Below are 24,387 nucleotides of genomic sequence, written 5' to 3' on the forward strand. Positions count from 1 at the left end.
CCATTCATTTTGTAATCGCTTTCGCGGCACAAATAGAACATAACGGAAACGATACGCGGGCGACAGAGGTTTTTTTTATACGTTATAGGAGGTTCCGCAGGTCGTATTGGGTTTATTTTAGATGCGGCATGCAATGATTTACAGCGCAGGCAAAATCAGCGTTCCGGGGAGCACGACCCTTCCGCGCAGCGTATTCCCCTTCATCGCCTCCGCGAGAAACCGGACGGCCATGGCGCCGACCTCTGCCCTCGGCACGTCCACGGTCGCGATGCGCGAGGCGACCTCCTGCTCCCCCCGAATGTTGTCGCAGCCGATCAACTCGACGTCTTTGCCCGGCGTCAGTCCGACATCGCGCATATAATGCAGCGCGCCGTACGCGGATCGGTCGCTTACGGCGAATACGGCGGTCGGCCGATCCTCCAGCTCCATCACGTACTTCATTTCCAAATAGCCCTTGATATGCTTTCGGTCGAAGTTAGGCGAGACGTAGTCCGGCCTCGGCGGAAGCCCTGCCGCCATCATAGCGGCGCAATAGCCGGCGTATCGGTCGACCAGCGGCTTGTATTTGACCGGACCGCTCAGGAAGCCGATCTTCGTATGGCCGCGGCCGAGCAAATATTCGGTCGCCGCATAGCCGGCGCCGAAGTGATCCGGATGCACGGACAGCACGTCGCCGCGTCGCGTGTAGTTGTCGACGAGCACGAGCGGCGTCTCGTAAGACTTTAATTCTTCGATCATCGCGTCGGTAATTTCGCCGCCGCCGAGCAAGACGATGCCGGAGACGTCGTCGACCCAGTCCGCCGGCGACGCATCCGGGCGGACGAACGTCAGCGCGACCTCGAAGCCTAAGGCGCGCGCTTCCAGCTCGATCGCTCGGATGATGTCGCCGTTATACGGATCCGACCAAGCCGCCGACTCCTCCATGAGCAGCCTGACGAAAGGCCGTCCCTCGGCCATGGCGCGGTCATGGTTGATTTCGGCGTACGCTTGTCGAATCGTTTGCTTCGTCTCCTCGGAGAAGGAGCCTTTGTTATTCAACACGAGGGAGACCGTCGCCGGGGAAAAGCCGGTTTTCTCCGCGATGTGTTTAATGCCGGGCTTGCGCCGAGCGTTGTCCTGCTTTTCCGTCATGTCCGGGCCTCCATTCGATGCGTCGGCACGGGCCTCGCCGGCGCGAAGCATTCCAGCTCGCGAATCGCGACGTCCAGGCCGAACGCGTCCGCGATCCGTTCCAAGCCTCGGAGCGCCCCCCGCTCCAGCGCCGTTTCGTCCGCCTTCGCTCTCGCGTTGATCCACACCGCCGCGCGGTCCGTCCGCCACGACGGCGCCGTTCCGTCCGAGACGGCCGGCTCGTCGCCGCGCACCGCATTCATGCGCAGCGCATGCGCCGCGTCCTGCGCCCAAAGCTTGAGATGGGCGATTTCCGCGCCGGCCTCCGCGAACGCTTCCCGGAGCGCGGCCATGAGCGCGGCGCATACGGTCGGCGCGTCGAAGCCGCGCCCTCCGACGTCGCAGGAGAGGTTCAACCAGCCGAGCTGCGCCTCGCCGGCCGCGTAGACGTCGTAGTCGATATCCAGCGCGGCGCCGCGCGAGGCGTCGGCCGCAAGCGCCGCGTCGAGCCAAGCGTCGACGCCTTCTCCCGTTCGCGCCGACACGCCCGCGACGAATGCCTTCGGGTAATCCAGCCGCAGCCGCTCGAGCAACGCTTCGGCCCGCGGCGCCGCCAGCGTATCGACCTTGTTAAGCAGCAAGAAGGACGCTTCTTCGAGCTGCTTGCGGAATATATAATCGATCTCCGGCGTGAATCGGCTTCCGCCGCCGTACAGCTCCTCCAGACGCCGCGGATCGATGATCGAGGTGACCGGACGCGGCCGGACGCGGTCGCCGTGCAAGGCGAGCAGCGGGCGCACGACGGTCGCCGCCAGGTCGGTGCAGCTGCCGACCGCCTCGGCCAAGACGACGTCCGGCCGATTCGCGGCGAGCAGCACGTTGACCGTATCGGTCAGCTCGTCGAATTTGCAGCAGAAGCAGCCGCCGCGCACTTCTCCGTACGGCATGCCGGAGCGTTCGGCCGACTTGGCGTCGATCAACAAGCCGCCTTGATCGTTGGCGATGCAAGCGGCCTGAAGCCCCCTCGCCTTCAGCCGATCCGCCGCGGCGAGCATCCATGTCGTCTTCCCGGCGCCGAGAAACCCGCTCAGCGGAATGAACGTCGTCGCCATCGCGTTACGCCTTCGCGATGCGGTCGATCGGCACGGCGCCGCTCGCGCAATCGAAGAACGGGACGCCGCCGCGCAGGCCGGCGATGCCGTAACCGCCTGCGGCCGCGAGGAAGCAGCTGTAATCGCCGCGCCCGCGGTCGGGCACATACAGCGTCCGTTCGACGGCGTCGTACCGGACGCCGCTCCACCCTTGCAGCAGCGCGTAGGACGCCATCGCCCGGGCGTACCAGTGGCCGCACTCGTATTCGTTGTACGGATTGCGGCGGCTCCCGTCGTAACGGCTTCGGCACGCTTCGACGATGTCCAGCGCCTCCCGCTCGCAGCCGAGCGAGAGCAGATGCGATGCGACCTGATATTCGATGCCGGTCCACACCTCGTTGCTGTAGACGAACGGCAGCGACAGCCGCCCGCCGCGCGGCCACGTGCACAGCAGCAGCCCGCCCTCGTCGCCGAGCGCATAGCCGGGGCGCTGCGGATTCGCGTGCTCCGTCAACTCCCGCTTGAAATTATACCGGTACACGCTGAGCAGATGGCTCCGGACCTTCTCCCGATCCAAAATGTCCCCCAGCCCGCACATCTCCGCGAGCCATGCGCCGATGACGCCGTCGGATAAGCAGCCTTTCCCGTATTGGTATTTAGGACCTTCGCGTTGGAGCAGCTCCAGCGCCTCGGGCGAATAATGAGTCTGGAACGAGAGCTCTTGCTCGGGCGGCTTCGCCCGAAGCCCTTCCCAGACGATCTTCTGCTCGAAATACTCTCCGTTGAACAGCTCGTCTTCCAAATACGCCTTGCCCTTGCGGTACAGCGCCTCGTACCGATCCGCCGTCTCGCGCGCGCCGAACGCCTCGGCCAGCCGCGTTCCCGCCTTCAACGCTCCGAGGTACACCGACGAGCACATACCGTCAGGCCCCCAAAATTCGATATCGTACGTGTTGTGATGCGGCTCAATCAGGACGCCGATGCCGTCCGGGTCCCAGGTCGCGATGCAGTACTCGAGCGCCGATTCGACGCGCGGCCAAAGGGACCGCATCCAATCGTCGTCGCCGGAGACGCGCCATTCCCGGTACGCCTTCATAATTTCGCCGAGCTGCCCGTCGGCGGCGGCGTGAAAGCCGTGATCCGCGACCGGCCGGATCGGAAGCGGGACGCGGAAATTTTGGTGGCCGCGCTCGTCCTGCCCTTCGACGAAGGCGGTGTCGCGCAGCGTCCGTTCCAGCGCAGGAAACAAATGCGGCACGGCGTGCGCATAGTTCCAGACATGCGTGCAGGAGCCGTGGCAGCAGCCTCGGTCGTCGTGGCAGCCCTCCCAGCCCCACAGCCGGCCGTCGGTTTGCCGAAGGACGGTCGGCGACTTCAATATCGATAAGTTCGCTGCCGCCGCCTCGACGAACGGTTCGGGCACGGTCGTGCCGAAGAACGTCGACGTGAACCGTTCGCTCTCCGTCCGAAGCCGGTCATAGTTTTGGGCCCAGTACAGCGCGACGTCGCCGACGCTCCCGAACTTCCCGGCGTACCATGGACGGTAGTATGCGGCAGCTTCGCCGGCGGATTCCTCCTTCGGAACGCCTACCGAGAGATCGGAATCGGGGACGTACCATGCGAACGAGACGCGGACGGTTCGCTTCTCGCCCGGCTGCAGCGACAGCGGCACGTAGACGCTGCCGCCCGGGCTCGGCTTTCCTTCGTCGTACGGCGCTTTCGCTTCGCAGCGCCCGGCTTCGATCGCGTTCCAGACCATGCTGAGCGGATCGAACCATCCGCCGCGAAACCAGGCGCAGTCCGCTGCGGCGTCGGGCGCGTCGACTTCGGCGAGGAAGGCGCCGGCGTCCCACGGCCTTCCGTCGTCGGCCGGCTGGACGAGCGCGAAGCCGCGGCCGGACGGCGCAAGGTCGACGCGATGCGTCTCGGAGCCCGGCGTCGCCATAAACTGCGACGCGTGGAACGAATAGACGAGCTCGAGCGGCGCGTCCGCGACATTTTCGAACGTATATTCAACCCCTGCGACAGGCAGGCTTGAATCATCCGCGTTCGGGGGAACGAACGGGCTCCAGGCGGTCGCCGCCGCGGCGACGGGCAGCTTATCGTCCCGGAGCGTCACCGTCGCGAACGGGAACGAAGGATCGAATTCGGCCTTCGCGAATCGAGGCAAGCCGTAATGCTTACCCGGGAGGCCGTTGCCCGGACCGAACGCGGTATCGGAGACCAGCGTCCCGAATATTTTCCATGCGGGGACCGGCCCCTCTAGCACTCTGGCGAACTCGCCGCCCTCCCCCCGTCCGTAGATCGCCGAAAACAGCATCGGCTCGTGGTCGACGTCCGGCCGATGCCGGAGCGAGACGTGAGAGAAGCCGCCCGTTCCTTCAATACAGATCATCCCTGCCCCGATGCCGCCGAGCGGGAATGCCACTCTTTTGTTACCGCTTTCAACCCGAGTCGTTGTTTCCAATCGTACCGCCATCCGCTTACCGCCTCCGCTCCAACGATTTTCGTTACGATCATAACTCAGAGGGTAAAATCAGTAAACATGGTTTTATAGAATTTACTATATTTATTCCGCGCTCGCGTCCATCTATTTCAAAAGCGCAGGTCGGTTCTTTCGTCTGAATAACCTGTATTCCCTGCAAATGAAGCGCTTTCATTCCGCTGGGAAGAAAAAATAACTGTACAATTTGTCCAGCCGCACGCATTTATGAGTAGCCCCCCAAACCTATAAAAAGGGCCTTATCGGCCCTCCTTTTCCCGATTCGACCGTGCCGAGGCGAAGCAATGCTCTCCCCCTCGACACATTTGTCGAAATTGTCGGAAAACTTGTCGATCATCGAATATTTTGTGTCGCTTCCTGCGGTTTCCCGGGAAACTATCGTTACGCGTTCAAGTCGGATCGATCGTCGTAATCGTAACGGAACCCGTCCTGTGCCGCGGCGGACATGCCCCCTGCGACGGGGTCCCCGGAATACATCTCTTGCATCTTTCCGAGCACCGACTGATACGTCGAAATCTTATGATAGTCCGCGCCCTGATTAATCGCCTCGCGAAGCGCCTGCTCGATAATCGCCATGTCGTACCGGTTTAATTGCATCCCGATGAGAGCCTCCCTGATCTTGATCCTGTCTGCGTTCATGCGTATTGAGGGTAGTATGCCCATGGAGAATATTGTTATGCGCCCTTACGCCTTCCTCTCTCCCGGTACCCATGCGTCGATTTCGTAGCCGCGCTCCTGCCAATAACCGATGTGCTCCCGGTCGATCAATTCGATGCCTTGAAGCCACTTCACGGATTTATACGCATACATCTTCGGCACGATCAAGCGCACCGGTCCGCCGAGATCCTCCGGAAGCGGCTTCCCGTCGATCAGCGCGGCGACCATGACGTCTTCCATCCCGGCTTGCTCGAGCGACAGCGCGTCGGTGTACACGCCGTCCCCGGAATAAAATTTTACGTATTTCGCTCCGGCCGCGACGCCCGCCGCCGCGAGCAGCTCCTTCAGCGGCACGCCCTCCCACGTCGCCCGGTATACCGACCAGCCGGTTACGCAATGGAAATCGCTCACTTGAGCCGTTCGGGCCAGCTTCGCGAAGGTCGGCCAATCGAAAGACAGCGGCCGCTCCACGAGACCGTCGACCGTGAATGTCCAGTTCCCGGGATCGAACCGCGGAATCGGCGTCACGGTATAAATCCGAAAACGGCCTTCCGCGCCGCCGCCGATCGGCGGGTCCGATTCGGGCAGCGGCTCGAGCAGCTCTTGTCCCGGGGCTTGATCCGGTAATCTCCCCTGCGGCGCGACGACCGCGATGTCGTCCGTCGCCATACTGCCCGAGGCGCCTAGGCGCGACAGCCACCGGTATACGGCCGGTCCCGCGACCAATGCCGCCGCCGCGGCGAGGCCGCCGACGACAAGCCGCCTCCTCGTCCCGTCGTACCGGTCGAAGCTGCGTCTGCCGTCAAGCGCTCCCTCGAGCTCCGCATCGACCGCCCGCGCCCTTCGCTCCCGCACCCAGCGGCTTCGCGAGACGGAATGAAACATCGCGTACGGCACCCCGACCCACGTCAACAGGTCATGCCCGAGCAACGCCGCGGACGTCCACGCCGCCGGCACGGACCGCTCGAGCCACAGGATCGTGCCGGTCACGCTCCAGCCGACGAGAAGAATCAGCACGACCGCCAAGTTCCCGAGCTGCGGTCGCTTGCCGCGAAGCTGCTTCGCGTGCCTCGCCAGAAACTGGGCATACAGCAATAACAGAAGAACTGAAACGACGCCCGCCGCGATATGCCCTTGCTTCAGCGCCGTTCGAATCGGCGCCGTCGGTCCGCGCAGCGCCGGCGCGTACAGCACGACGCCGGAAACCGCGAGAAAGCAAACGATCCACGCATTCCAAGCGTGAAGGCGCTTGAGCTTTCCTCCCATCTTGGAAGTGTACCGTCTCGCCGCTTCGCGCATCGCGTTCGCCTCCTGTCCATTGTTAATTAATCCAATGAATATTTCATGCGTTCAATGTTTCGTCCCGCTTACCCTTACAAGGAAAACATTACCGGAACGCGCGCGAAAATACTAGCCGGGCGAACAAAGAAAAAAACGGCCCCGCAAGGAGCCGTTCAGCCTTTCCGATCGATCGCCCAGCCGGTGCCGGGCGTCGGTTCGGGATCGACGTCGCCGTCGAACGTATCCGCTACCTCGTACAAGGAGGTCGACCCCCCTCCGGTCTCCAGCGTCGAGCCGGTAGCGATCGAGAAGTCGCCACCGGCCGCGATGACGCCCCCGGTCGAAATCGTGTTGTTGCTTCCGCCGGCGAAGTCGCCTTCGACCAGAAAGTCGCCTGCGGTTACGGTCAGCACCGTATTGTTGTTGACGGTCATCGAGCCGACCGCGATGTCCTTCGTGATGTTCAGCGTCGTATTGTTCAAGACGTCGAAATGGCCCGTTACGGTCAAGCTGTCCGCGGTCACCGTCGCCGTGTTGTCGAAATCGAGCGAGCCCGCGAATACGTCGCCGTCCGCGTCGATCACGAGCGTATTTTGAGCGTATAACACACCCTGAACGATCAAGTCTCCGTAATTCCCGCCGACCGAGTTGACCGTAAGGGTGGAATTGTTGCCGGAGAAAGACAGATCCTCCGTAAGGTACAGGCTGCCGTTCAGCGTTAGGTTTGCGGAATTTCGACTGCTGTTTATATCTTTCGCGACGAGGATCATCGGCGCGCCGGAGGTCCCGAACGTAAAGTTCTTATCGATCGTCACCGCCGCGGCCGTAGATTTTATCACGACCGGCGACGTCGGACCGGCGAAATCGTCGTAAACGTTATACGCCGTTAAGATTTCATCTACGGTTGCGCAGGTGCATTCGTGCGCTGCTTGGGCATAAGCGGTCAGTTCGTCCGCGAATTCCGCTTCGCTCTCGTCGATGATGCCGCCGATAATCGTTTCCAGCGTCGAGATCGACCGATTGACAACCGTGGGGTCCACGCCGTTGGCGTTCTGATCGGAATCCACGTAAATTCCCGTCGAGTTTTCCGGCACCTCGTACCGTCCCTCCTCGTTCGGCACGGGAGCCGAGGTTGACGAGGTGGGCGGAACGAGCGTATACGCTACCGTTTTCGTTCGCTTAGCAGGCGCGGCGCCCGCCTGTACGGATACCACGGCGGTGTACGCGCCTTCGTTCGGTCCGGTCATGGCGAGCTCGACCGTCACCGGCGTGCCTTCCGGGGTTTCGTACGACGTCGTGCCCATCCCCGGATACGCATTGATGAACGCGACCGGATCCGTCCCGTCCTGTTCCTCCTCATAAGTATATAAATACGCGAGGAACGTCTCCATCGCGCTGACGGATAAGTTCGTCGCAAGCAGCGAGTGCCCGTCGGTCTTGCCGCGCAGCGACTCGTTCGACGTCGTCGCGAGCACGGCGGGCGTCACGACCGCAAGTACAAGAGCGATCATCAGGATATACAACAACGCGGCGCCGCCTCGTTCATTCCGAAGCTCCATCATCGTGCCCCCATTCTCCCTTTACGGTTCCGCGGCCGGCTCCGCGAGGAGCTTCACCGTCCGCCGCCGTTCCTCGATGTTCGGCTCGGTCGCGCCGGACACTTTGACTCGCTCGGTTTCGAACGCGGCGACGATCTCGATCCGCTCGCCGTTCTCGACCGGCTCGGCCGGCACCGGGTTTCCGTTCGATAAGAAGTACGCGACCGACGTTACGTTGTCGCCGAGCCGGACCGGACTCGTATATAACGCCGGGTGAAGAGCGAACGATTTCGTCTCGTCCTCGAAATGCGCCCCGTCGTTCGTCCCGTCGTCGTCCGCTTCGCTGAATCGGTAAATCGTCAGTCGCGACGCGGACGCATCGAACACCGCCACTTTATAGACGACGCCTTCGCCGTCCCCCGTCAGAAAACGAAGTTCCCCGATATCCGGATAGAACGCGACCCTTGTCGAATTCGACAGCTCGGCCGCGAGCGTATTCATCGTCAGCTTGATCGCCGAATCGTCCTTGTAGCGCTGTGCGTTCGACGAAAACAAATGCGAGAGGTTCGCAAGCACGAGCGTCGCGACGGCTAAAATCATCGCCGAGATCGCGACCGCTGCCAACAGCTCGACGAGCGTCAGCCCGCGTTCGTTCCGAAGCGGAGCGTCCGCGCCGTTCCCGCGCGGCCTCATTCCGGCTCCCCCCACGACACCGTCACCGTGACGAGACGAGGCATGCCCCCGATCAACGCGTGCGCCTGGAGCGAGGTATGCCGGGGCGCGAAGGAGGAGGCGTCGTAGGTAACATTTTCAAGATCGTCGTCGGCTTGTATGGTAACCGTATATTCGTCGATCGGGTAGACGAGAGGCGCCGGCAAAGCATCGTTCGCGCGGATGTGTTCCCGGACGATGCTCAGCTTCTCCTCCGCGATCTGCTGCGCTTCCTCCATCGAGGTTGCGCGCGCGTTCGCGTTCATCGTATACCCCGACAGGTTCATCACGCCGACGACCACGAAGCCGAGAATGACCATGGACGCAAGCGCTTCGAGCAGCGTAAACCCTCGTTCGTTGCGAAGCGGCATCGGCATGGCAGAATCCCTTCCTTCTAACTTCTATTGTGCGGCTTGCGCGACCGCAAGGCGCGATTGCAACAGGCCGCGCAGCTCCTCGTACGAACCGCGCAGCAGCTGCCAGGCGACCATGTAATCCTCGAACGTCTTCGACGCCCATCCGCTTCGCAGCACTTCGGCCGCCGCCATCAGCTTGGCGAACGAATCCGCCATGTCCTCGTCGCCGATTTCGAGCGAGACGTCGCGCAGGACGGCCCATGCCTCGATGTCGGCGCGAATGCCGGCCGCATCGCCGCTGCGGAGATGGGTCGCGAGGCTCTCGACGACACGGTTGTGCTCCAAGGAAATGTACTGGTACATGCCTTCGTTCGCAGCGCCGAGCAGCGCATCGATATCGTCGCCGACGAATTCCAGCGTGACCGAGCGCGTCGCCGCGTCCCAGAACGGCTTCGCCCCGAGCAGCTCGGCGACGGTTCGCAGCGGCACGTAGATGGACCCGTTATAGATGAACGATTCTTTCCGTACGGCGGCCGCCTGTCCGTTGATACGGTAGTCGATCCGGTCGAAAAACGCTTCAATCGTACGGTACTTCCCTTCCGCCCATGCGAGGCCGGACACCGCGAACGACGCCGCGACCATCAGCGGAATCACCCAAGCTTTGCGACGCATCGTGTCACTCCTTCCCCGGCGTGCCCGTCAACCGGTCATAAAATTGCTCGTCCGTCATGGTCGGATCAAGGCGGGACGGTTCGCGGCCCGACGGCGACGACGCATCCGCCGGCGCCAAATCCTTGAACGAAGGGGCCGTATACAGGCGGAAGCGCAGCTGTAACCGCACGGTCGCTTCCGTCGGGTCGGATTTCTCCGTTTCGGCGGCCGATAAGCTCCATTGTTGGATGACCGCGACCCGCTCCATCCCGGCGAGACGTTCCCAATATGTCTTTACTTGCGAAAATGTTCCCGCGACCTCGATCGTCACGAGCTCCGCCTGCAGCGCCTCCGCCGCCGGGGCTTCGGTCGGCTGCCGCGCTTTCGCTTGTTCGCCACCCGCGCCGCCCGCGGCTGCCTGGGACTGCGCCTCCGCCAGCAGGTCGATAAGGTCCTTCGGCGCTTCTTCCTCGCCTACTTCGAATCGCTCGATGCGTGCGCCGCTCTGTGCCTCAATGTCCAGCAGCAAGGATAAGAGCGACGCATGGTTTTCCTCGGTCGGCACCTTCGCGAGCCACGCGATCAGTTCTTCCTGCCGGAACGGATCCGGCATCGGGGACGAACTCAATCGGTCGTGCGCCTCCCGCATGATCGCCAGCTCCCCGGCGGACGCCGCCGCCAGCTGCGCGGCGGGCACATACGCCCGCGCGAACAGCAGCATCGCCGGAAGCGCGCCGACGAGCGCGACGACCGTCAACAACGTCTTGGGGTCGCGCAGCGCCGTCAGCAGCTTTTCGATTTGCTGCTTGCTCGTCATGACGGCCCGCCCCCTTGCTTTGCGGCATCGGCGGCTTCGGCCGGAATCGGTTCGACGCCGGCGACGCCGAGCGACAACTGAACCCGATAATAGGGAACGGCCGCCGCCTCCGCTTCCGGGAGCGGAGCGTCCGGTTCCCCGTTCGATTGCTGCCGCCTGACGGCTTCTCTCGCTTCTTCGATTTCCGCCGGCGTGAACGTGCCTTCGAGCTCCGGATAGGCAGACGGCGTCTCGTACGGCGATTCGACCGGCAACGCGATGCCTTCCTGCTGCGCGATCGCCTGCCGCAGGATAATCCACTCCAGCTCCCGCAGCGCCGGATCGTCGGCGGACAGCTCGTATCGGAGCAGCGGCGACGCCTCGACGACGGTTTCCCCCGGCTCGGTCGATTCATCGGCGACCGGCGACGCTTGCGCGGCCTCGATCCCCGTGACATTGGCGCTCGAAAAGAGCGGCTCCGCCCGAAGCGCGCCGACATAAGCGGCCGCGTCCGTAAGCGACTTGAACTCTGTCTCGAGCGCGACGCGCGCCGACTCCGGATCGTAAGACGCATTCGTAATCCGCGCGGCGGCGGGAAGCCGTCCGACGATCCCCTCCAACACCGGCACCCAATCGTAGCGGCTGCTTTCCAGCGCGCCGACCACCTCTTGGAATGCAGCGAACCGGTTCATGGCAGGGTCGGGAACGCGGTCCTCCCGCAACGCTTGCATCTGCTGCAGGAGCGCCTCCGTCTCCGCCTTATTGCTTCGATGCGCCGACTCGTTGGACCAAGTCGCCCAAACCATCGCCGCGCCGATCATGAGGTACATGCACAAAATCCCCGCCAGCAGCGGTCCGAACCATTGCACCCAGAAAGGCTTTCGCGGCAATAAATTGATCGCCCTCATGCTTCCCGCCCCCTAAGCGCGAGTCCGAGCGGCGAGATGTATCGGATGAGATCAAGCCCCGTCCCGGGATGCTTGACCTTCCCCTCGATGCGAAGCGTACCGATATCGAACGGAAACCGATCCCTGAAGTATGCCGCGATGTCCTCAATACGCTCCGCATCTCCCGAGAGCAGCAGATGCCCCACTTCTTCGTCCCGATTGTTGAGCGAGTACCGGTAGAAGTTGATGAATCGTTCCACCTCGGAGGCCAAATCCTGGCAAGCGCTTTGGAACTCGAACTGCGACCAATCCGTCGTCGGATCGGCGGACGGCTGCGCCTTCGGAAAACGGATCGCCTTGTTTCTAGTAATGCGCAGCGCCCCGTCGCGGTAGATGCCGATATCGGCGTAGGTTGCCGTCAAATCGATCAGGACGAATGTCGAAGCCGGATCGATCGGACGAAGCCGTTCCACGACGCGAAGCAGCGACAGCGCTTTGATCTCAATGCTGATCGGCTTTAGGCCGGCAGCTCTGGCGGCGCCGGCGTACTCTTCGATCGTGTCGAGCGGCGCCGCGACGATCATCACTTCGCATTCCTTCGTCGGCCTCGTCTCTTCCGCTTCCTTCGACGCCGCGGCCTCCAGCGCGCCGCCGCCCAGCGTCCATTGTCCGAGCGGCGGCTCCGCGGCGGCGGGAGCAGGCGCCGCCGAGGCCGTCGGCTTCGTCGCCGGCAGCTTGACGTAATCGTAATATGGCTTATCGAACGGCAGCGGAATGTTGAACCGCAGCTCGAAATCGATCATTTTCTTTAGGTCCTTCGCGGGCACGTCGGGCAGCTTCAAGAAGCGCACCATCGTCAGCGTGCTCGGCAGCAGCAGATGGACGTTCTTTTGCCTCGTGCCGACGCGCTGCCGCAGCGTTTGCAACGCTTGAATGACGGCAGGCACCTGCAGGATGCGGCCTTCGTCGACCGCCCCCTCCGGCAGCGGCTCGGACGCCGCCGCCACGATGTCCGGGACGCCGCCGCCTGCGGTTTCCACCCACCGCACCTCGCGGTCGGTGATTTCGACGCCGATGGATCGGGCGGAGAGGAGGCGACGCACGAACGGCAAAGCGATCGAACGTACCATCTCTCCGCCCCCTCTAAGATGCCGTCGTTTTCTTTTCACTCGAACCATGGATGCTGCTCCGTTCCTCCGAACTTTATTACGACATCATCCACCGGATATACCCGTCGACCCAAGCCTCGCCGTACAGGAACGAGAGGAACGCGCCGACCGCGATGAACGGCCCGAACGGAATCGCCTGCTTCGGCTGCAGACGTCCGAGCCCCCGAACGGCGATGCCGTACGCCGCTCCGAGCGCGCTTGCGGCGAACAGCGACAAGAACGTCGCTTGAAGCCCGCAGAGCGCTCCGATAAACAAATAAAGCTTTATATCGCCGCCGCCCATGCCGCCCTTGCTCACGACCGCCAGCGCATACAAGAGGCCGAAGCCCGCCGCCGCCGCGGCGGCGTAGCTCCACAGCGGCTGCGGATGAAGGAACGCACGGAGCAGGACCGCCAGACCCAAGGCGGGAAAGACGACCGCGTCGGGAATGAGCATGGATTTGAGATCCGTATGCGTAATGACGACGAGAATCGAAACAAGCAACAAGCCCGCAACCCATTCCAGGTCCAGCGGTCCGTAATGCCAGCCCACCCAAGCGTAAAGCGCGGCGGTCGCCGCCTCGCCGACCGGATATACGGGCGAGATGCGTCCCCGGCAGTCGCGGCAGCGCCCCCGAAGCGCGAGATAGCTGACGACCGGGACGAGGTCGTACGCCCGCAGCCTGTGCCTGCAATGGACGCAATGGGACGGAGGGAAGACGATCGATTCCTTCTTCAGCACCCGAATCGCGACGACGTTCAAAAAGCTGCCGACGAGCAGTCCGAGCGCCCCGAGCGCGAGTGCGAACCAAAGATGCAGTTGCTCCATATCCATGCTCCTTAGGTAAAGAAGGGTAACTCGGTGGAGTTACCCTGACTGGAAAACATTATGTTCCTGTCGATACGGCCGTGGCCGTCCATCCCGTCGTCGAGTTGTAAGATATGGTCACGGTCGTATACGCGGCCCCGTTGGATTGCTTCGTCGGCGCGGATTTCAGATAACCGTTCGCCACGAGGTCCGCCACTGTAACCGATGTCGTCGTCGTCGGCAAATTCTCGTCCAGCGCATACCGTTCCGCCGCATCCTTCAACAAAGCTTCCGATTGCACGTCCGCGTTCGATTTCGAATTCGCGATTATGCCGCCGATCGACGGCACCGCGATCGCGGCGATGACGCCCAAGATGACGATTACGGCTAGCAACTCCACCAACGTTAAGCCCTTCTGGTTTTTCAAAACTTTCAGCATGTTTCCGTTCCTCCTGCCAAATAAATTTTATATGTTATTGAACAATGAAAACGTAGGTAACATGACGGCGAGGACGATGCCGCCGACGACGCCGGCCAGCAGCACGATCATGATCGGCTCCAGAGCCGCCTTCAGCCGGTCGGTCAGTTGGTCGACGTCGGCTTCGTAGAAATCGGCAACCTTCGCCATCATGCTGTCCACCGAACCCGATTTCTCCCCGATCGCGAGCATCTGCACGACCATCGGCGGGAACACCCATGACTTGCGATACGGGTCCGCGATCGATTCGCCGCCGCGAATGTGCTCGCGGGAATCCATAATGACCTTCGAGACGACCCGGTTGTCCACGACGGATGCGACGATTTGCAGCGTCTGCAGCATCGGTATCGCGGCGCCGTACAGCGAGCTGAAGACGCGTCCGAAGCGGGCAAGCGCTTGCTTCTGGGCGAGGACGCCGAATACCGGCATTTTAAGACGAAGCCAGTCGAGCACATAGGGGCCCTTGGGAATCCGCTTCATGATTTGAACGAGAATCGCGGGCACGAACAGGCCGGCGATCACCGCATACCAATACCCCTGAATGAAGCCGCTCATTGCAATGACGATCCGGGTCGGGAGCGGCAGCTCGAGCCCCATCGAGGAGAAGGTGCTTACGAACCTTGGGATGATGAAAAGCATCATCGCCGTGACGACTAGCACCATGATGACGAGCATCAAGACCGGGTACACCATGGCGGACTTCACCTTTTCCCGCGTGTTGTGCTCTTTCTCGTAGAAAATCGCGAGACGGCTCAGCATCTCGTCGAGATTGCCGCTCGCCTCCCCGGCGCGCACCATGTTCACGAACACGGCCGTAAAGACGGTCGGATACTGCGCCGCCGCGGCAGACAGCTGGGAGCCGCGCTTGAGATCCTCGGCCACGCCGGTCAGCACCTTGCGGAATTCCTTGCTCTCGGATTGCTCGGCGAGGACGCGGACCGCTTCCACCATGTTGACGCCGGCCTTGTACAGCGTCGACAGCTGCCGGCAAAACACGGTGAAGTGCTGGGTCTTCACCTTCGGACCGCCGAATTTGATCTCTCGGTGCCAGATGCTCGCGCCGGGATCGAAGCAGCGGATCGGCCACAGCCCCCGCTCGCGAAGCGCCTCTACGGCGCCGGCGAGGCTCGACGCCTCCAAGGTGCCCTTATTGTAAACCCCGTGTTGATCGACGGCGACATATTTGAACCTCCCCATCGGCCGACACCCCTTGCTTTATTTATCCTAGCTCGCCGAATCCGAACAACGCTTCCTTCGCCGCGTCCATCGTAATGATGCGCTGCTGCACGAGCTCGCGAAGCGCCGTCTCCATCGTCTGCATGCCCTGCGCGCGTCCCGTCTGCATGATCGAGCGAATTTGATGCACCTTCTCGGTACGGATCAAGTTCGCGACGGCCGGCGTGCTTACGAGAATTTCCATCGCGGAGACGCGTCCCGAGCCGTCGGCCCGCGGGAGCAGCCGCTGGGCGACGACGCCGAGCAGCACGGCCGCGAGCTGCACGCGCACCTGCTGCTGCGCTTCGGGCGGGAAGACGTCGATGATTCGATCGATCGTCTGCGGCGCGTCCGCCGTATGGAGCGTGCCGAAGACGAGGTGACCCGTCTCCGCGGCGGTAATGGCGGTTTGGATCGTTTCGAGGTCGCGCATCTCCCCGACGAGAATGACGTCGGGATCCTGCCGCAGCGCCGCGCGCAGCCCGACGCCGAACGAGGCGGTATCCGCGCCGATCTCGCGTTGATTAACGATGGAGCGCTTGTTCGGGTGCACGAACTCGATCGGGTCCTCTAGCGTGATAATATGATCGCTGCGCGTCCGGTTGATGTGATCGATCATGGCGGCGAGCGTCGTCGACTTCCCGCTTCCCGTCGGTCCGGTGACGAGCAGCAAGCCTTGCGGCTTATTGACGAAGTCGAGCGCGCTCGGCGGCAAGCCCAGCCGCTCGAGCGGCGGGATGTTCGTCGGGATCAGGCGGATCGTCATCGCCGCGTTCCCCCGCTGCCGGTACGCGTTCACCCGGAACCGGGAGACGCCTTCGATGCCGTACGAGCAATCGTAATCGCCGCGTTCGAGGAAAGACATGTATTGCTCTTGCGTAAGCAGCTGCTTCGTCATGTCAAGCGTCTGCTGCGGCGTCAGCGGTTCGCCGAAGGCCGGCTGCATCGCGCCGTGGATGCGGAACACGGCAGGCGCGCCCGCGGTTATATGAACATCGGAAGCGCCGCGTTCGTGCGCCAATCGAAGCAGATTGTCCATTTGCAGCAGCGGATGCATCGGCGTGTCGCCCCTTTACGTAGTCCTTCAGTCGCATCTAAACTATGTTCTAATGAGACCATTATACTATTATACCGTATCTACCAACACGATTTTATGAAAAAGTTATGAAGTTTTTTCAGAGATTTCTTTTTCCGATTACTGCACATCGCCGCTCGTCACCCGCAGCACTTCCTCTACAGTCGTAAAGCCCTTCGCGACCTTGGCCAGTCCGTCCGCGAGCATCGGAACGTATCCCCGGTTCACCGCATAATTTCGATAGTCGCTGTCCGATTTCCGCTGAAGCACCATCGATCGAAGCTCGTCGTCCAGCATGAGCACCTCATGGATCGCGAGCCGGCCCCGGTAGCCCGTCCGGCCGCACTCCTCGCAGCCGGCGCCGCGCAGCATCGCCCCGACGGACAGACCGTACGCCTCCATCAATCCGCGCTCCTCCGCCTTCGGCACGTAGGGCGCCGCGCATTTCGAGCAAATGTGGCGCACGAGCCGCTGCGCGACGACGCCTTTCACCGCCGAGGCGATTAAGAACGGCTCGACCCCCATGTCGATCAAACGGGTAATCGCGTTCACGGACGAGTTCGTGTGCAGCGTGCTTAATACGAGGTGGCCCGTCATGGCGGCGCGAATCGAAATTTCCGCCGTCTCCGAGTCGCGAATCTCCCCGACCATGACGATGTTCGGATCTTGGCGCAGGATCGCCCGCAGGCCGACCGCGAACGTTACGCCGGTTTGCGGATTGACCTGGACCTGGTTGATGCCGTGCAGCTGATACTCGACCGGATCTTCGATCGTGATAATGTTGACGTCTTCGCCGTTCAGTTGGGCGAGCGCCGAGTACAGCGTCGTCGTCTTGCCGCTGCCGGTCGGTCCGGTAATCAAGACGACGCCGTGCGCGCTGGCGATGCACGACCGGAACAGCCGCAAATTGTGCTCGGAGAAGCCCAGCTTCTCGATATCGGTCATGGCGCTGCCGACGTCGAGCACGCGCATAACCACCTTCTCGCCGTGAATCGTCGGCATCGTCGAAATCCGGATGTCGACCTTCCGGTACTGCACGTCCATCTCGAACCGCCCGTCCTGCGGCAGGCGCCGTTCGGCTACGTTCAAATTCGCCATAATTTTGACGCGGGCGACGATGACGCCCTGCATGTGCGGGGGCAACGTCTGCTCGGTCCGCATAACGCCGTCGACCCGATACCGAATGCGAAGCGAATCCTCCTGAGGATCGATATGAATGTCGCTCGCCCCAAGCTGTACGGCGGATAGGATGATCTGGTTGACCGTCTTGACGACGGGCGAATCTTCTTCCTCGGGCGCCGCCTGCGGGGCCGACTCGGTTTCGCGCGCCTGCAGGTTTTGCATGATTTGCTCGACGTTCTCCTGCAAGCCGTAAAACCGCTTGATGCCCCGCAGCATCTCGTCCCTGGAGGCGAGCACCGGCTCGATGCGAAAGCCCGTGCTCATGCGAAGCTCGTCGATGGCGAAGTAGTCGAGCGGATCGGCCATCGCGACGACGAGCTTGTTTCCTTCGATGCGCAGTGGAATGACCGTATGCTGCTCGGCGATCCGCTGCGGAATCAAGTTGATGACCTTCTGTTCGATTTTTTGCCGGAACAGCTGCACGTGCGGGATGCCGAGCTGAAATTCGAGCACCTGTATAAACTGCTGCTCGGTAATATACCCGCGCTGCACGAGCAGGTCGCCGAGCCGCATTTTCGATTCGCGTTGCTCTAACAGCGCCTGTTGCAGCTTTTCCATCGGCAGCACGCCGGCTTCGACGAGCAGATCCCCGATCCGTTTCCGCTGCTGCATGCTCATCGTGTTCGCCCCCGTACGCAAATCATGTCGAATCATGTTGAATGATGGTTTTGTAATATTTAATCATAGCAAAATCGACATGGTCAATAAAAATTGGCGCACGTCATTTCACCGTTAGATTGAAACGCCGGCGGAACGGGGACCGTAATACGTAGCAGCATAACAAGATAAAACCATTCCGGAGGAGGCATTCATCATGATCATTACGACGACGAATTCTATCGAAGGCAAGCGGATTACCGAGTATTTGGGCATCGTGAACGGAGAAGCGATTATGGGCGCCAACATCGTGCGCGACCTGTTCGCGTCGATTACCGACATCGTGGGCGGCCGGTCGGGCGCCTACGAGCAGAAGCTGAAGGAAGCCCGCGAAATCGCCATTCAGGAGATGAAGCAAAGCGCGAGGAACGCCGGCGCCAACGCGGTCGTCGGCATCGACATCGATTACGAGGTTGTGCGCGAAGGCATGCTGATGGTGACGGTGAGCGGCACGGCGGTGCGGGCGGAGTAATTTTTGGGAAAAGGAAAAGCGAAACCGGCGAACGCGGATCGAGCGCGCTGCGGTTTCGCCTTTTTTTTATTGCGGACCAGGCGTTACGGTAACGAAAGTATATTCGTTACAGCGCCGCCCCGCAGTCTCACGCCCGTCTCGTCACCCGGAACGACCAGAAATCCTCGGCGACGTGCGAATTCGGGAAAATCGCCCGCGCCTCCTCCAGCAGCCGGTGAACGCTCTCGTCCTGATACCGGGACGACAGGTGCGTAAGGATCAGCGCTCCGACCCCGGCCTCCGCCGCGAGCGACGCCGCTTGCGTCGCCGTCGTATGGTAATACTTGTGCGCGTTGTCCGCCTTCTCGTGCATATACGTCGCTTCGTGGACGAGCACGTCCGCGCCTCGGGCGAGCGCCAGCTCGCTTCCGCACGGGCGCGTATCCCCGAACACGCAGACGGTGCGGCCCTTCAGCGATGCGCCGAGGTAGTCGTTCCCGTCGATCGTCCGACCGTCCGGCATCGTGACCGTCTCGCCGCGCTTGAGCCTCGCGAACAGCGGCCCGGGCCGATAGCCTTCGGCGGCAAGCCTCGCGCTGTCGAGCGCGCCCGGCGTATCCTTCTCGACGATCCGATAGCCGTACGAGTCGATCCGGTGCTCGAGCTTCGCCGCCGTGACGACGAATCCGTCGTCCTCGTACACGATCCCCTCGCCGATCTCCGCGATACGCAGCTCGTAGTCCAGGTGCGCCCCGCTGACGTCGAGCGTCGTCTCCACGAAACGCCGCGTCCCCGGCGGTCCGAAAACAGTCAGCGGCGACTCCCCGCCCTGATAAGAACGGCTCGTGAGCAGCCCCGGCACCCCGTACAGATGGTCGCCGTGCAGATGCGTCAAAAATAAAAACTCCAGCTTGCCCGGCTTGACGGGCGAACGCAGCATCTGCTGCTGCGTTCCCTCGCCCGCGTCGAACAACCAGACGGTGCCTCGCTCCTGCATGAGGCTCAGGGCGACCGACGTGACGTTCCTCAGGCGCGTCGGCATGCCCGCGCCCGTGCCGAGAAAATACAATTCCACGCGTTATTCCGCCTTATCTACGTTAAAGTATCGGGCTTCCGGATGCGAGAAGACGATCGCCGACACCGACGCCTCCGGCTCCATCATAAAGCTGTCCGTCAGCTCGACGCCGATGTCGCCCGGCTGGAGCAGCTCGAACAGCGGCGCCTGATCCTCGAGGTTCGGGCACGCCGGATAGCCGAAGGAAAACCGCTGCCCGCGATACTTCGCCGCAAAGAGCCCTTGTATCGTTAGGTTCGCCGGATCCGGGATTCCCCATACGTCGCGCATCAATTGATGGACGCGTTCCGCGAACGCCTCCGCCGTCTCGAGCGCCACGGCCTGCACCGCGTGGGACAGCAAATATTCGCCGCGCGCCTTGTACGCCTCCGCCCGATCGCGAATGCCCGCCCCGGCCGTAACGACGAGGAAGCCAACGTAATCCATCTCGCCGCTCTCCACCGGCCGCAAATAATCCGCGAGGCACAAGTAAGGCTCCACTTCTTGGCGGGGGAAGACGAACGTTTGGAGCACTCGCGTCGTATCGTTCGGGTCGTATACAAGCACCGCATCGCCCTGCGACTGCGCCGGGAAGAACCGATACACCGCATTCGCCTTGAGCGAGCCCGTCTTGATCGCGTCCTCGTACAGCTCGTCGACGACCGCCTTGAGCTGCAGCGCCTTCGGATCGCCCTCCGCGAGCAGCGTCGCGACCTTGCCCTTCAGCCCGAGGTGATGGCCGAGCAGCATCTGCATGTTAACGTACGGCAGCAGATGCGGGATCGGATAATCGCGCAGCACGTGGCGATCCATATCCTTCGGCACCTGCACCGGCACGTCGCGGGAGACGTTCGACACGCGCGGCGCGCCGTCTTGCGCCGGCTTCTCCCGTTTTCCCGATTCCTTCACGTCGGATTCCAACGCCTCGCGAAGCTCCCGAATAAGCCGTTCCCGCTCCGAAGGGTTCATTACCTTGTTCGCGAGATCGAGGCCGTCCATCGCGTCCTTCGCGTACAACACGAGCCCCTCGTACTCCGGCGCGATGCGCGTCTTCGTAAATTTGCGCGAGAGCGCCGCGCCCCCGACGAGGATCGGCACGTCGACGCCGGCGGACTTGAGATCCTGGGCGGTCGTGACCATCTGCTGAGCGGATTTCACGAGCAGCCCGGACAGCCCGATCGCGTCCGGCTTGTCCTTCCGATACGCCTCGATGAGCTGCTCCGGCGGCACCTTAATCCCAAGGTTAATAATGCGGTACCCGTTGTTGGAGAGAATGATTTCGACCAAATTTTTCCCGATATCGTGCACGTCGCCTTTGACGGTCGCGAGCATAACCGTCCCCTTGACGCTCGACTCCGATTTCTCCATGAACGGTTCGAGATGCGACACCGCCGCCTTCATCACTTCGGCGCTCTGCAGCACCTCCGCGACGATCAGCTCGTTGTTGTTGAACAGCCGGCCGACCTCGTCCATGCCCGCCATGAGCGGACCGTTAATTACTTCGAGCGGAGCGTATTTTTGCAGCGCCGCATCGAGATCCGGAATGAGCCCTTCCTTCGTCCCCTCAATAATATAGGAAGCAAGGCGCTCCTCGAGCGACAGGTTGCTCGTCTTCTCCTTCTTCTCGACCTTCTTCTCGCGGAAATACGCAACGAAAGCGGCAAGCGTATCGTCGCTCGTGTGGAAGATCAAATCCTCCGCGAGTTTCCGCTCCTCCTCCGGAATCGAAGCATAGCGCTCCAGCTTCTCCGTATTGACGATCGCGTAGCCGAGCCCCGCCTTCGTGTTGTGATACAGGAAGACGGAATTGAGCACCTCGCGCCCCGCCGGCGGCAGGCCGAAGGACACGTTGCTGATGCCGAGTATCGTCGAGCATTCCGGGAACTGTTCGCTGATCAAGCGGATGCCTTCGATCGTGGCCGCCGCCGAGCCGACGTACTGCGGATCGCCGGAGCCGACCGGAAAGACGTTCGGATCGAAAATGATATCCCGCGGGTTCACTCCGAAGTCGTTCACGAGCACCTCGTACGACCGGCGGGCGACCCGCAGCTTGTCCTCCGGCCAAACCGCCATGCCCTTCTCGTCGATGAGGCCGACGACGACGGCGGCGCCGTACTTGTGGATGAGCGGTACGACGCGCTCGAACCGCTCGAGCCCGTCCTCCATATTAATGGAGTTGATAATCGCTTTGCCCTGCGAATGCTTCAGCCCGATCTCGAGCACCTCGGCGTTCGTGGAATCGAGCATGAGCGGCACTTTGACCTTCTTCGTCACGAGCTGAAGAAATTCCGCCATTGCCTTCTTCTCGTCGAGCTCCGTGTCCTCGAGGTTGACGTCGACGATATGGGCGCCGCTCTTCACTTGCGCCCTCGCGATTTCCGACGCTTCCTCGTACTTGCCTTCGAAGATGAGGCGCTTGAACTTGCGCGAGCCGATGACGTTCGTACGCTCGCCCACCATGAGCGGCTTGTTGTCCGCTTCGAGATACACCGTCTCGATGCCGGAGACGGCCGGCGGATGCTCGCCCGCGCGCGGTCTCGGCGCGTATGCCGACAAATACTCGGCGATCGCACGAATGTGGTCCGGCGTCGTGCCGCAGCAGCCGCCGGCGATGTTGAGCCAGCCTTGCTCGGCGAAGCCGGCCAGCTTCTTCGCGAGCGACTCCGGCGACTCGTGATAGTTTCCGTTCTCGTCCGGCAGCCCCGCGTTCGGGTAACAAGACACCGCGGCGTCCGTGAGCGTCGAGAGCGTCCGGATATGGTCCTTCATAAATTCCGGCCCTGTCGCGCAGTTCAACCCGATCGAGATCGGCTTCAGATGCTCGAGCGAGACGAGGAACGACTCGATCGGCTGGCCCGCGAGCGTCGTGCCCATCGGCTCGATCGTGCCGGAGAGCATGATCGGCAGCGTCTTGCCGGACGACTCGAACGCCTTGCGAATGCCGATGCTGCCCGCCTTCACGTTGAGCGTATCCTGCGACGTCTCGAGCAGCAGCGCGTCGACGCCGCCATCGATCAACGCGAGCGCCTGCTCGTAATACGACTCGACGAGGCCGTCGAACGTCACGCCGCCGGTCACCGACAACGTCTTCGTCGTCGGCCCCATCGCGCCCGCGACGAACCGAGGCCATTCCGGCGTCGAGTACTTGTCCGCCGCTTCCCGGGCCAGCCGCGCAGCCGCGAGGTTCAGCTCCCGCGCCCGCTGCGGAATGTCGTATTCGGCCAGCACGACGCTCGTCGAACCGAAGCTGTTCGTCTCCACGAGATCCGCGCCAGCGGCGAAATACGCCTCATGAATGCTGCGAATCAAGTCCGGCTTCGTCAGGCACAACATCTCGTTGCAGCCCTCGAGCTCTTCGCCGCCGAAATCCTCGGCCCCTAAATCCGCTTGTTGAATCATCGTGCCCATGGCGCCGTCTATGATTAAGATCTTTTTCTCTAATTGGCTTTCCAGCAAGGATTTCGCCATATTTCTTTCCACGCCCCCTAGCATTCATTCATCATAGTGTAGCAAAATACTCGGAATTGGAAAAGCGATTTGACAAAACGCATGACATGCAGGGTAAAATATCTTATAATACGTATCAATTGCTTGCTGATAAGAATGATTCTAATTTGAGCAAAGCCGATTAGAGGAGAGGGATTCCGATGGCAGAAATACGCATTCGCAACACGGAAGAGCGCATCGTCGGGGAAGACAACGTCCGCGCGTTCCTGAACAGTCAAGAGGTACTGTACGAGCACTGGAACCCGTCGAAGCTTCCGGCGCATCTTCAAAATAAATTCGTCCTGTCCGACGAGGAGAAAGCGGAAATCTTGTCCACGTACGATGAAGAAATTCGCGATTTGGCAAGCCGCCGCGGCTACAAAACTTGGGATATCGTCGCTCTTTCCGACGCGACGCCGAATCTCGAGGAGCTGCTGAAGAAATTCGAAAACGTCCACACGCATACCGAAGACGAGGTTCGCGCGATCACGGCCGGCCGCGGCATCTTTATCATCAAAGGCACGGACGATGTCGGCTACTTCGACGTCGAGCTCGAGGCGGGAGACGTGATTTCCGTACCGGAGCATAAGCCGCATTTCTTTACGCTGATGGACAACCGCCAAATCGTCGCGGTTCGGCTCTTCATCGAGACGGAAGGCTGGATCGCGCACCCTTACGCCGACCCCGCGTTCCAGAAAGCCTAATATGTAATGTGCGCGCATCCCCTTCCCGGCTACCCGCCGGAAGGGGATGTTTTTGCGTTGCAGCGCACCCGGCGCAGACGTTTCGCCGCCGTTTTTTTCCGCAGCCGGATTTCTACGATTCCGTTCGCGTATGCCGCGCGCGGCTTCTTCGGAACGACGCTCGCCGGAAGCTCGATCGTCTCGTCCAGCTTCCCGGGGATGCCGCAGAGCGTTAACGTCCGCTCGTTCACGTACAGCTTCGGCAGTTTGTCTTCGAGCCCCGCGGGCAGCGTCACCCGGACGATGACCGAACGGAACGTCTCGAAGCAATCCCACGTATACCCCGACGCACGATGCGTTTCGAGCGCCGACAAGCATTCCCTTACCAATCGGTCCCACTCGTATTCGCCTCCCGCCTCACGCGAGCGTTCCAGCGACGCGAGCTTCCTTCGAACGACGCTTTCGAACGACTTCCATCCGTCGCGAAATCGCGGATCCTTCCACCATGCGTTGCCCATTCGCACCGTCCCTCCTCCGCCGTAGCCCGTCATGCTACAGCGTATTCCGGA

General features: G+C 61.8%; 22 protein-coding genes. 2 read left to right on the forward strand and 20 right to left on the reverse strand.

What is annotated here, in order from left to right; all coding sequences use genetic code 11:
• Positions 1-138 precede the first annotated feature (138 nt).
• The 17 genes from VEZ38_RS06050 to VEZ38_RS06130 all read right to left on the reverse strand — a co-directional run bounded on the left by VEZ38_RS06050 (position 139) and on the right by VEZ38_RS06130 (position 18,099).
• Positions 139-1,131, reverse strand: a complete 993-nt coding sequence (locus VEZ38_RS06050; protein WP_324892446.1) for a LacI family DNA-binding transcriptional regulator — start codon at positions 1,129-1,131, stop codon at positions 139-141.
• Positions 1,128-2,222: a GTP-binding protein gene (locus VEZ38_RS06055; protein WP_324892447.1), complete on the reverse strand. Its 1,095-nt coding sequence runs from the start codon at positions 2,220-2,222 to the stop codon at positions 1,128-1,130. The genes VEZ38_RS06050 and VEZ38_RS06055 overlap by 4 nt, the downstream gene beginning before the upstream one ends.
• Positions 2,223-2,226: 4 nt before the next feature.
• Positions 2,227-4,629 carry a GH116 family glycosyl hydrolase gene (locus VEZ38_RS06060; RefSeq protein WP_324892448.1) on the reverse strand — a complete coding sequence of 801 codons (2,403 nt, stop codon included), beginning with the start codon at positions 4,627-4,629 and terminating at the stop codon, positions 2,227-2,229.
• A 456-nt stretch (positions 4,630-5,085) separates the two neighbouring features.
• Positions 5,086-5,301: a hypothetical protein gene (locus VEZ38_RS06065; protein ID WP_324892449.1), complete on the reverse strand. Its 216-nt coding sequence runs from the start codon at positions 5,299-5,301 to the stop codon at positions 5,086-5,088.
• A gap of 87 nt (positions 5,302-5,388) precedes the next feature.
• Positions 5,389-6,660, reverse strand: coding sequence for a molybdopterin-dependent oxidoreductase (locus VEZ38_RS06070; RefSeq protein WP_324892450.1), 1,272 nt, complete (start codon positions 6,658-6,660; stop codon positions 5,389-5,391).
• Between the two features lie 155 nt (positions 6,661-6,815).
• On the reverse strand, positions 6,816-8,201 hold the full coding sequence (locus tag VEZ38_RS06075; RefSeq protein ID WP_324892451.1) for a hypothetical protein: 1,386 nt from the start codon (positions 8,199-8,201) through the stop codon (positions 6,816-6,818).
• A gap of 21 nt (positions 8,202-8,222) precedes the next feature.
• Positions 8,223-8,873 (reverse strand): PulJ/GspJ family protein, encoded by a 651-nt coding sequence (locus VEZ38_RS06080; protein WP_324892452.1) that lies wholly within the window; start codon positions 8,871-8,873, stop codon positions 8,223-8,225.
• Positions 8,870-9,268: a type IV pilus modification PilV family protein gene (locus VEZ38_RS06085; protein ID WP_324892453.1), complete on the reverse strand. Its 399-nt coding sequence runs from the start codon at positions 9,266-9,268 to the stop codon at positions 8,870-8,872. Before VEZ38_RS06085 ends, VEZ38_RS06080 begins: the two co-directional genes overlap by 4 nt.
• A gap of 24 nt (positions 9,269-9,292) precedes the next feature.
• The gene (locus tag VEZ38_RS06090; RefSeq protein WP_324892454.1) at positions 9,293-9,919 is read right to left on the reverse strand and encodes a copper amine oxidase N-terminal domain-containing protein; all 627 of its coding nucleotides are present in this window, start codon (positions 9,917-9,919) and stop codon (positions 9,293-9,295) included.
• Between the two features lie 4 nt (positions 9,920-9,923).
• Positions 9,924-10,715 (reverse strand): hypothetical protein, encoded by a 792-nt coding sequence (locus VEZ38_RS06095; RefSeq protein ID WP_324892455.1) that lies wholly within the window; start codon positions 10,713-10,715, stop codon positions 9,924-9,926.
• Complete coding sequence (locus VEZ38_RS06100) at positions 10,712-11,602, reverse strand: hypothetical protein (RefSeq protein WP_324892456.1); 891 nt, start codon at positions 11,600-11,602, stop codon at positions 10,712-10,714. Before VEZ38_RS06100 ends, VEZ38_RS06095 begins: the two co-directional genes overlap by 4 nt.
• Entirely contained in the window at positions 11,599-12,711 is a 1,113-nt protein-coding gene (gene pilM / locus VEZ38_RS06105; protein ID WP_324892457.1) for a type IV pilus biogenesis protein PilM, read from the reverse strand. The genes VEZ38_RS06100 and pilM overlap by 4 nt, the downstream gene beginning before the upstream one ends.
• Before the next feature lie 76 nt (positions 12,712-12,787).
• Positions 12,788-13,558, reverse strand: a complete 771-nt coding sequence (locus VEZ38_RS06110) for an A24 family peptidase (protein ID WP_324892458.1) — start codon at positions 13,556-13,558, stop codon at positions 12,788-12,790.
• A 58-nt stretch (positions 13,559-13,616) separates the two neighbouring features.
• Complete coding sequence (locus VEZ38_RS06115) at positions 13,617-13,976, reverse strand: competence type IV pilus major pilin ComGC (protein WP_324892459.1); 360 nt, start codon at positions 13,974-13,976, stop codon at positions 13,617-13,619.
• A 27-nt stretch (positions 13,977-14,003) separates the two neighbouring features.
• Positions 14,004-15,212: a type II secretion system F family protein gene (locus VEZ38_RS06120; RefSeq protein WP_324892460.1), complete on the reverse strand. Its 1,209-nt coding sequence runs from the start codon at positions 15,210-15,212 to the stop codon at positions 14,004-14,006.
• A gap of 22 nt (positions 15,213-15,234) precedes the next feature.
• Positions 15,235-16,287, reverse strand: a complete 1,053-nt coding sequence (locus VEZ38_RS06125) for a type IV pilus twitching motility protein PilT (RefSeq protein ID WP_324892461.1) — start codon at positions 16,285-16,287, stop codon at positions 15,235-15,237.
• Positions 16,288-16,425: 138 nt separating this feature from the next.
• Positions 16,426-18,099 (reverse strand): GspE/PulE family protein, encoded by a 1,674-nt coding sequence (locus tag VEZ38_RS06130; RefSeq protein ID WP_414694675.1) that lies wholly within the window; start codon positions 18,097-18,099, stop codon positions 16,426-16,428.
• A gap of 202 nt (positions 18,100-18,301) precedes the next feature.
• Here VEZ38_RS06130 and VEZ38_RS06135 point away from each other — a divergent pair, with 202 nt between their 5' ends.
• Positions 18,302-18,616 carry a YbjQ family protein gene (locus VEZ38_RS06135; protein ID WP_324892463.1) on the forward strand — a complete coding sequence of 105 codons (315 nt, stop codon included), beginning with the start codon at positions 18,302-18,304 and terminating at the stop codon, positions 18,614-18,616.
• Positions 18,617-18,743: 127 nt separating this feature from the next.
• On the opposite strand, the gene rnz is transcribed toward VEZ38_RS06135, so the two are convergent.
• Together rnz and metH are read right to left on the reverse strand one after the other, a co-directional pair.
• Entirely contained in the window at positions 18,744-19,670 is a 927-nt protein-coding gene (gene rnz, locus VEZ38_RS06140) for a ribonuclease Z (RefSeq protein ID WP_324892464.1), read from the reverse strand.
• Positions 19,671-19,673: 3 nt separating this feature from the next.
• On the reverse strand, positions 19,674-23,117 hold the full coding sequence (gene metH, locus VEZ38_RS06145; protein ID WP_324892465.1) for a methionine synthase: 3,444 nt from the start codon (positions 23,115-23,117) through the stop codon (positions 19,674-19,676).
• Positions 23,118-23,296: 179 nt separating this feature from the next.
• Between metH and VEZ38_RS06150 the strand changes: the two genes are divergently transcribed.
• Entirely contained in the window at positions 23,297-23,839 is a 543-nt protein-coding gene (locus tag VEZ38_RS06150; RefSeq protein WP_324892466.1) for an acireductone dioxygenase, read from the forward strand.
• Positions 23,840-23,868: 29 nt separating this feature from the next.
• Here VEZ38_RS06150 and VEZ38_RS06155 read toward each other — a convergent pair whose 3' ends face one another.
• Complete coding sequence (locus VEZ38_RS06155; RefSeq protein ID WP_324892467.1) at positions 23,869-24,336, reverse strand: Hsp20/alpha crystallin family protein; 468 nt, start codon at positions 24,334-24,336, stop codon at positions 23,869-23,871.
• Between the last annotated feature and the right edge of the window lie 51 nt (positions 24,337-24,387).

It is taken from the genome of Paenibacillus sp. (assembly GCF_035645235.1).
Classification (GTDB): domain Bacteria; phylum Bacillota; class Bacilli; order Paenibacillales; family YIM-B00363; genus Paenibacillus_AE.

Coding starts and splice junctions, on each gene's coding strand:
- VEZ38_RS06080 (WP_324892452.1), bottom strand. CDS start 8,873: ATGAGGCCGCGCGGGAACGGCGCGGACGCTCCGCTTCGGAACGAACGC.
- VEZ38_RS06085 (WP_324892453.1), bottom strand. CDS start 9,268: ATGCCGATGCCGCTTCGCAACGAACGAGGGTTTACGCTGCTCGAAGCG.
- VEZ38_RS06120 (WP_324892460.1), bottom strand. CDS start 15,212: ATGGGGAGGTTCAAATATGTCGCCGTCGATCAACACGGGGTTTACAAT.
- VEZ38_RS06095 (WP_324892455.1), bottom strand. CDS start 10,715: ATGACGAGCAAGCAGCAAATCGAAAAGCTGCTGACGGCGCTGCGCGAC.
- VEZ38_RS06115 (WP_324892459.1), bottom strand. CDS start 13,976: ATGCTGAAAGTTTTGAAAAACCAGAAGGGCTTAACGTTGGTGGAGTTG.
- VEZ38_RS06075 (WP_324892451.1), bottom strand. CDS start 8,201: ATGGAGCTTCGGAATGAACGAGGCGGCGCCGCGTTGTTGTATATCCTG.
- VEZ38_RS06090 (WP_324892454.1), bottom strand. CDS start 9,919: ATGCGTCGCAAAGCTTGGGTGATTCCGCTGATGGTCGCGGCGTCGTTC.
- VEZ38_RS06110 (WP_324892458.1), bottom strand. CDS start 13,558: ATGGAGCAACTGCATCTTTGGTTCGCACTCGCGCTCGGGGCGCTCGGA.
- VEZ38_RS06055 (WP_324892447.1), bottom strand. CDS start 2,222: ATGGCGACGACGTTCATTCCGCTGAGCGGGTTTCTCGGCGCCGGGAAG.
- VEZ38_RS06125 (WP_324892461.1), bottom strand. CDS start 16,287: ATGCATCCGCTGCTGCAAATGGACAATCTGCTTCGATTGGCGCACGAA.
- VEZ38_RS06155 (WP_324892467.1), bottom strand. CDS start 24,336: ATGGGCAACGCATGGTGGAAGGATCCGCGATTTCGCGACGGATGGAAG.
- metH (WP_324892465.1), bottom strand. CDS start 23,117: ATGGCGAAATCCTTGCTGGAAAGCCAATTAGAGAAAAAGATCTTAATC.
- VEZ38_RS06130 (WP_414694675.1), bottom strand. CDS start 18,099: ATGCAGCAGCGGAAACGGATCGGGGATCTGCTCGTCGAAGCCGGCGTG.
- VEZ38_RS06100 (WP_324892456.1), bottom strand. CDS start 11,602: ATGAGGGCGATCAATTTATTGCCGCGAAAGCCTTTCTGGGTGCAATGG.
- VEZ38_RS06065 (WP_324892449.1), bottom strand. CDS start 5,301: ATGCAATTAAACCGGTACGACATGGCGATTATCGAGCAGGCGCTTCGC.
- VEZ38_RS06070 (WP_324892450.1), bottom strand. CDS start 6,660: ATGCGCGAAGCGGCGAGACGGTACACTTCCAAGATGGGAGGAAAGCTC.
- pilM (WP_324892457.1), bottom strand. CDS start 12,711: ATGGTACGTTCGATCGCTTTGCCGTTCGTGCGTCGCCTCCTCTCCGCC.
- VEZ38_RS06135 (WP_324892463.1), top strand. CDS start 18,302: ATGATCATTACGACGACGAATTCTATCGAAGGCAAGCGGATTACCGAG.
- VEZ38_RS06050 (WP_324892446.1), bottom strand. CDS start 1,131: ATGACGGAAAAGCAGGACAACGCTCGGCGCAAGCCCGGCATTAAACAC.
- VEZ38_RS06150 (WP_324892466.1), top strand. CDS start 23,297: ATGGCAGAAATACGCATTCGCAACACGGAAGAGCGCATCGTCGGGGAA.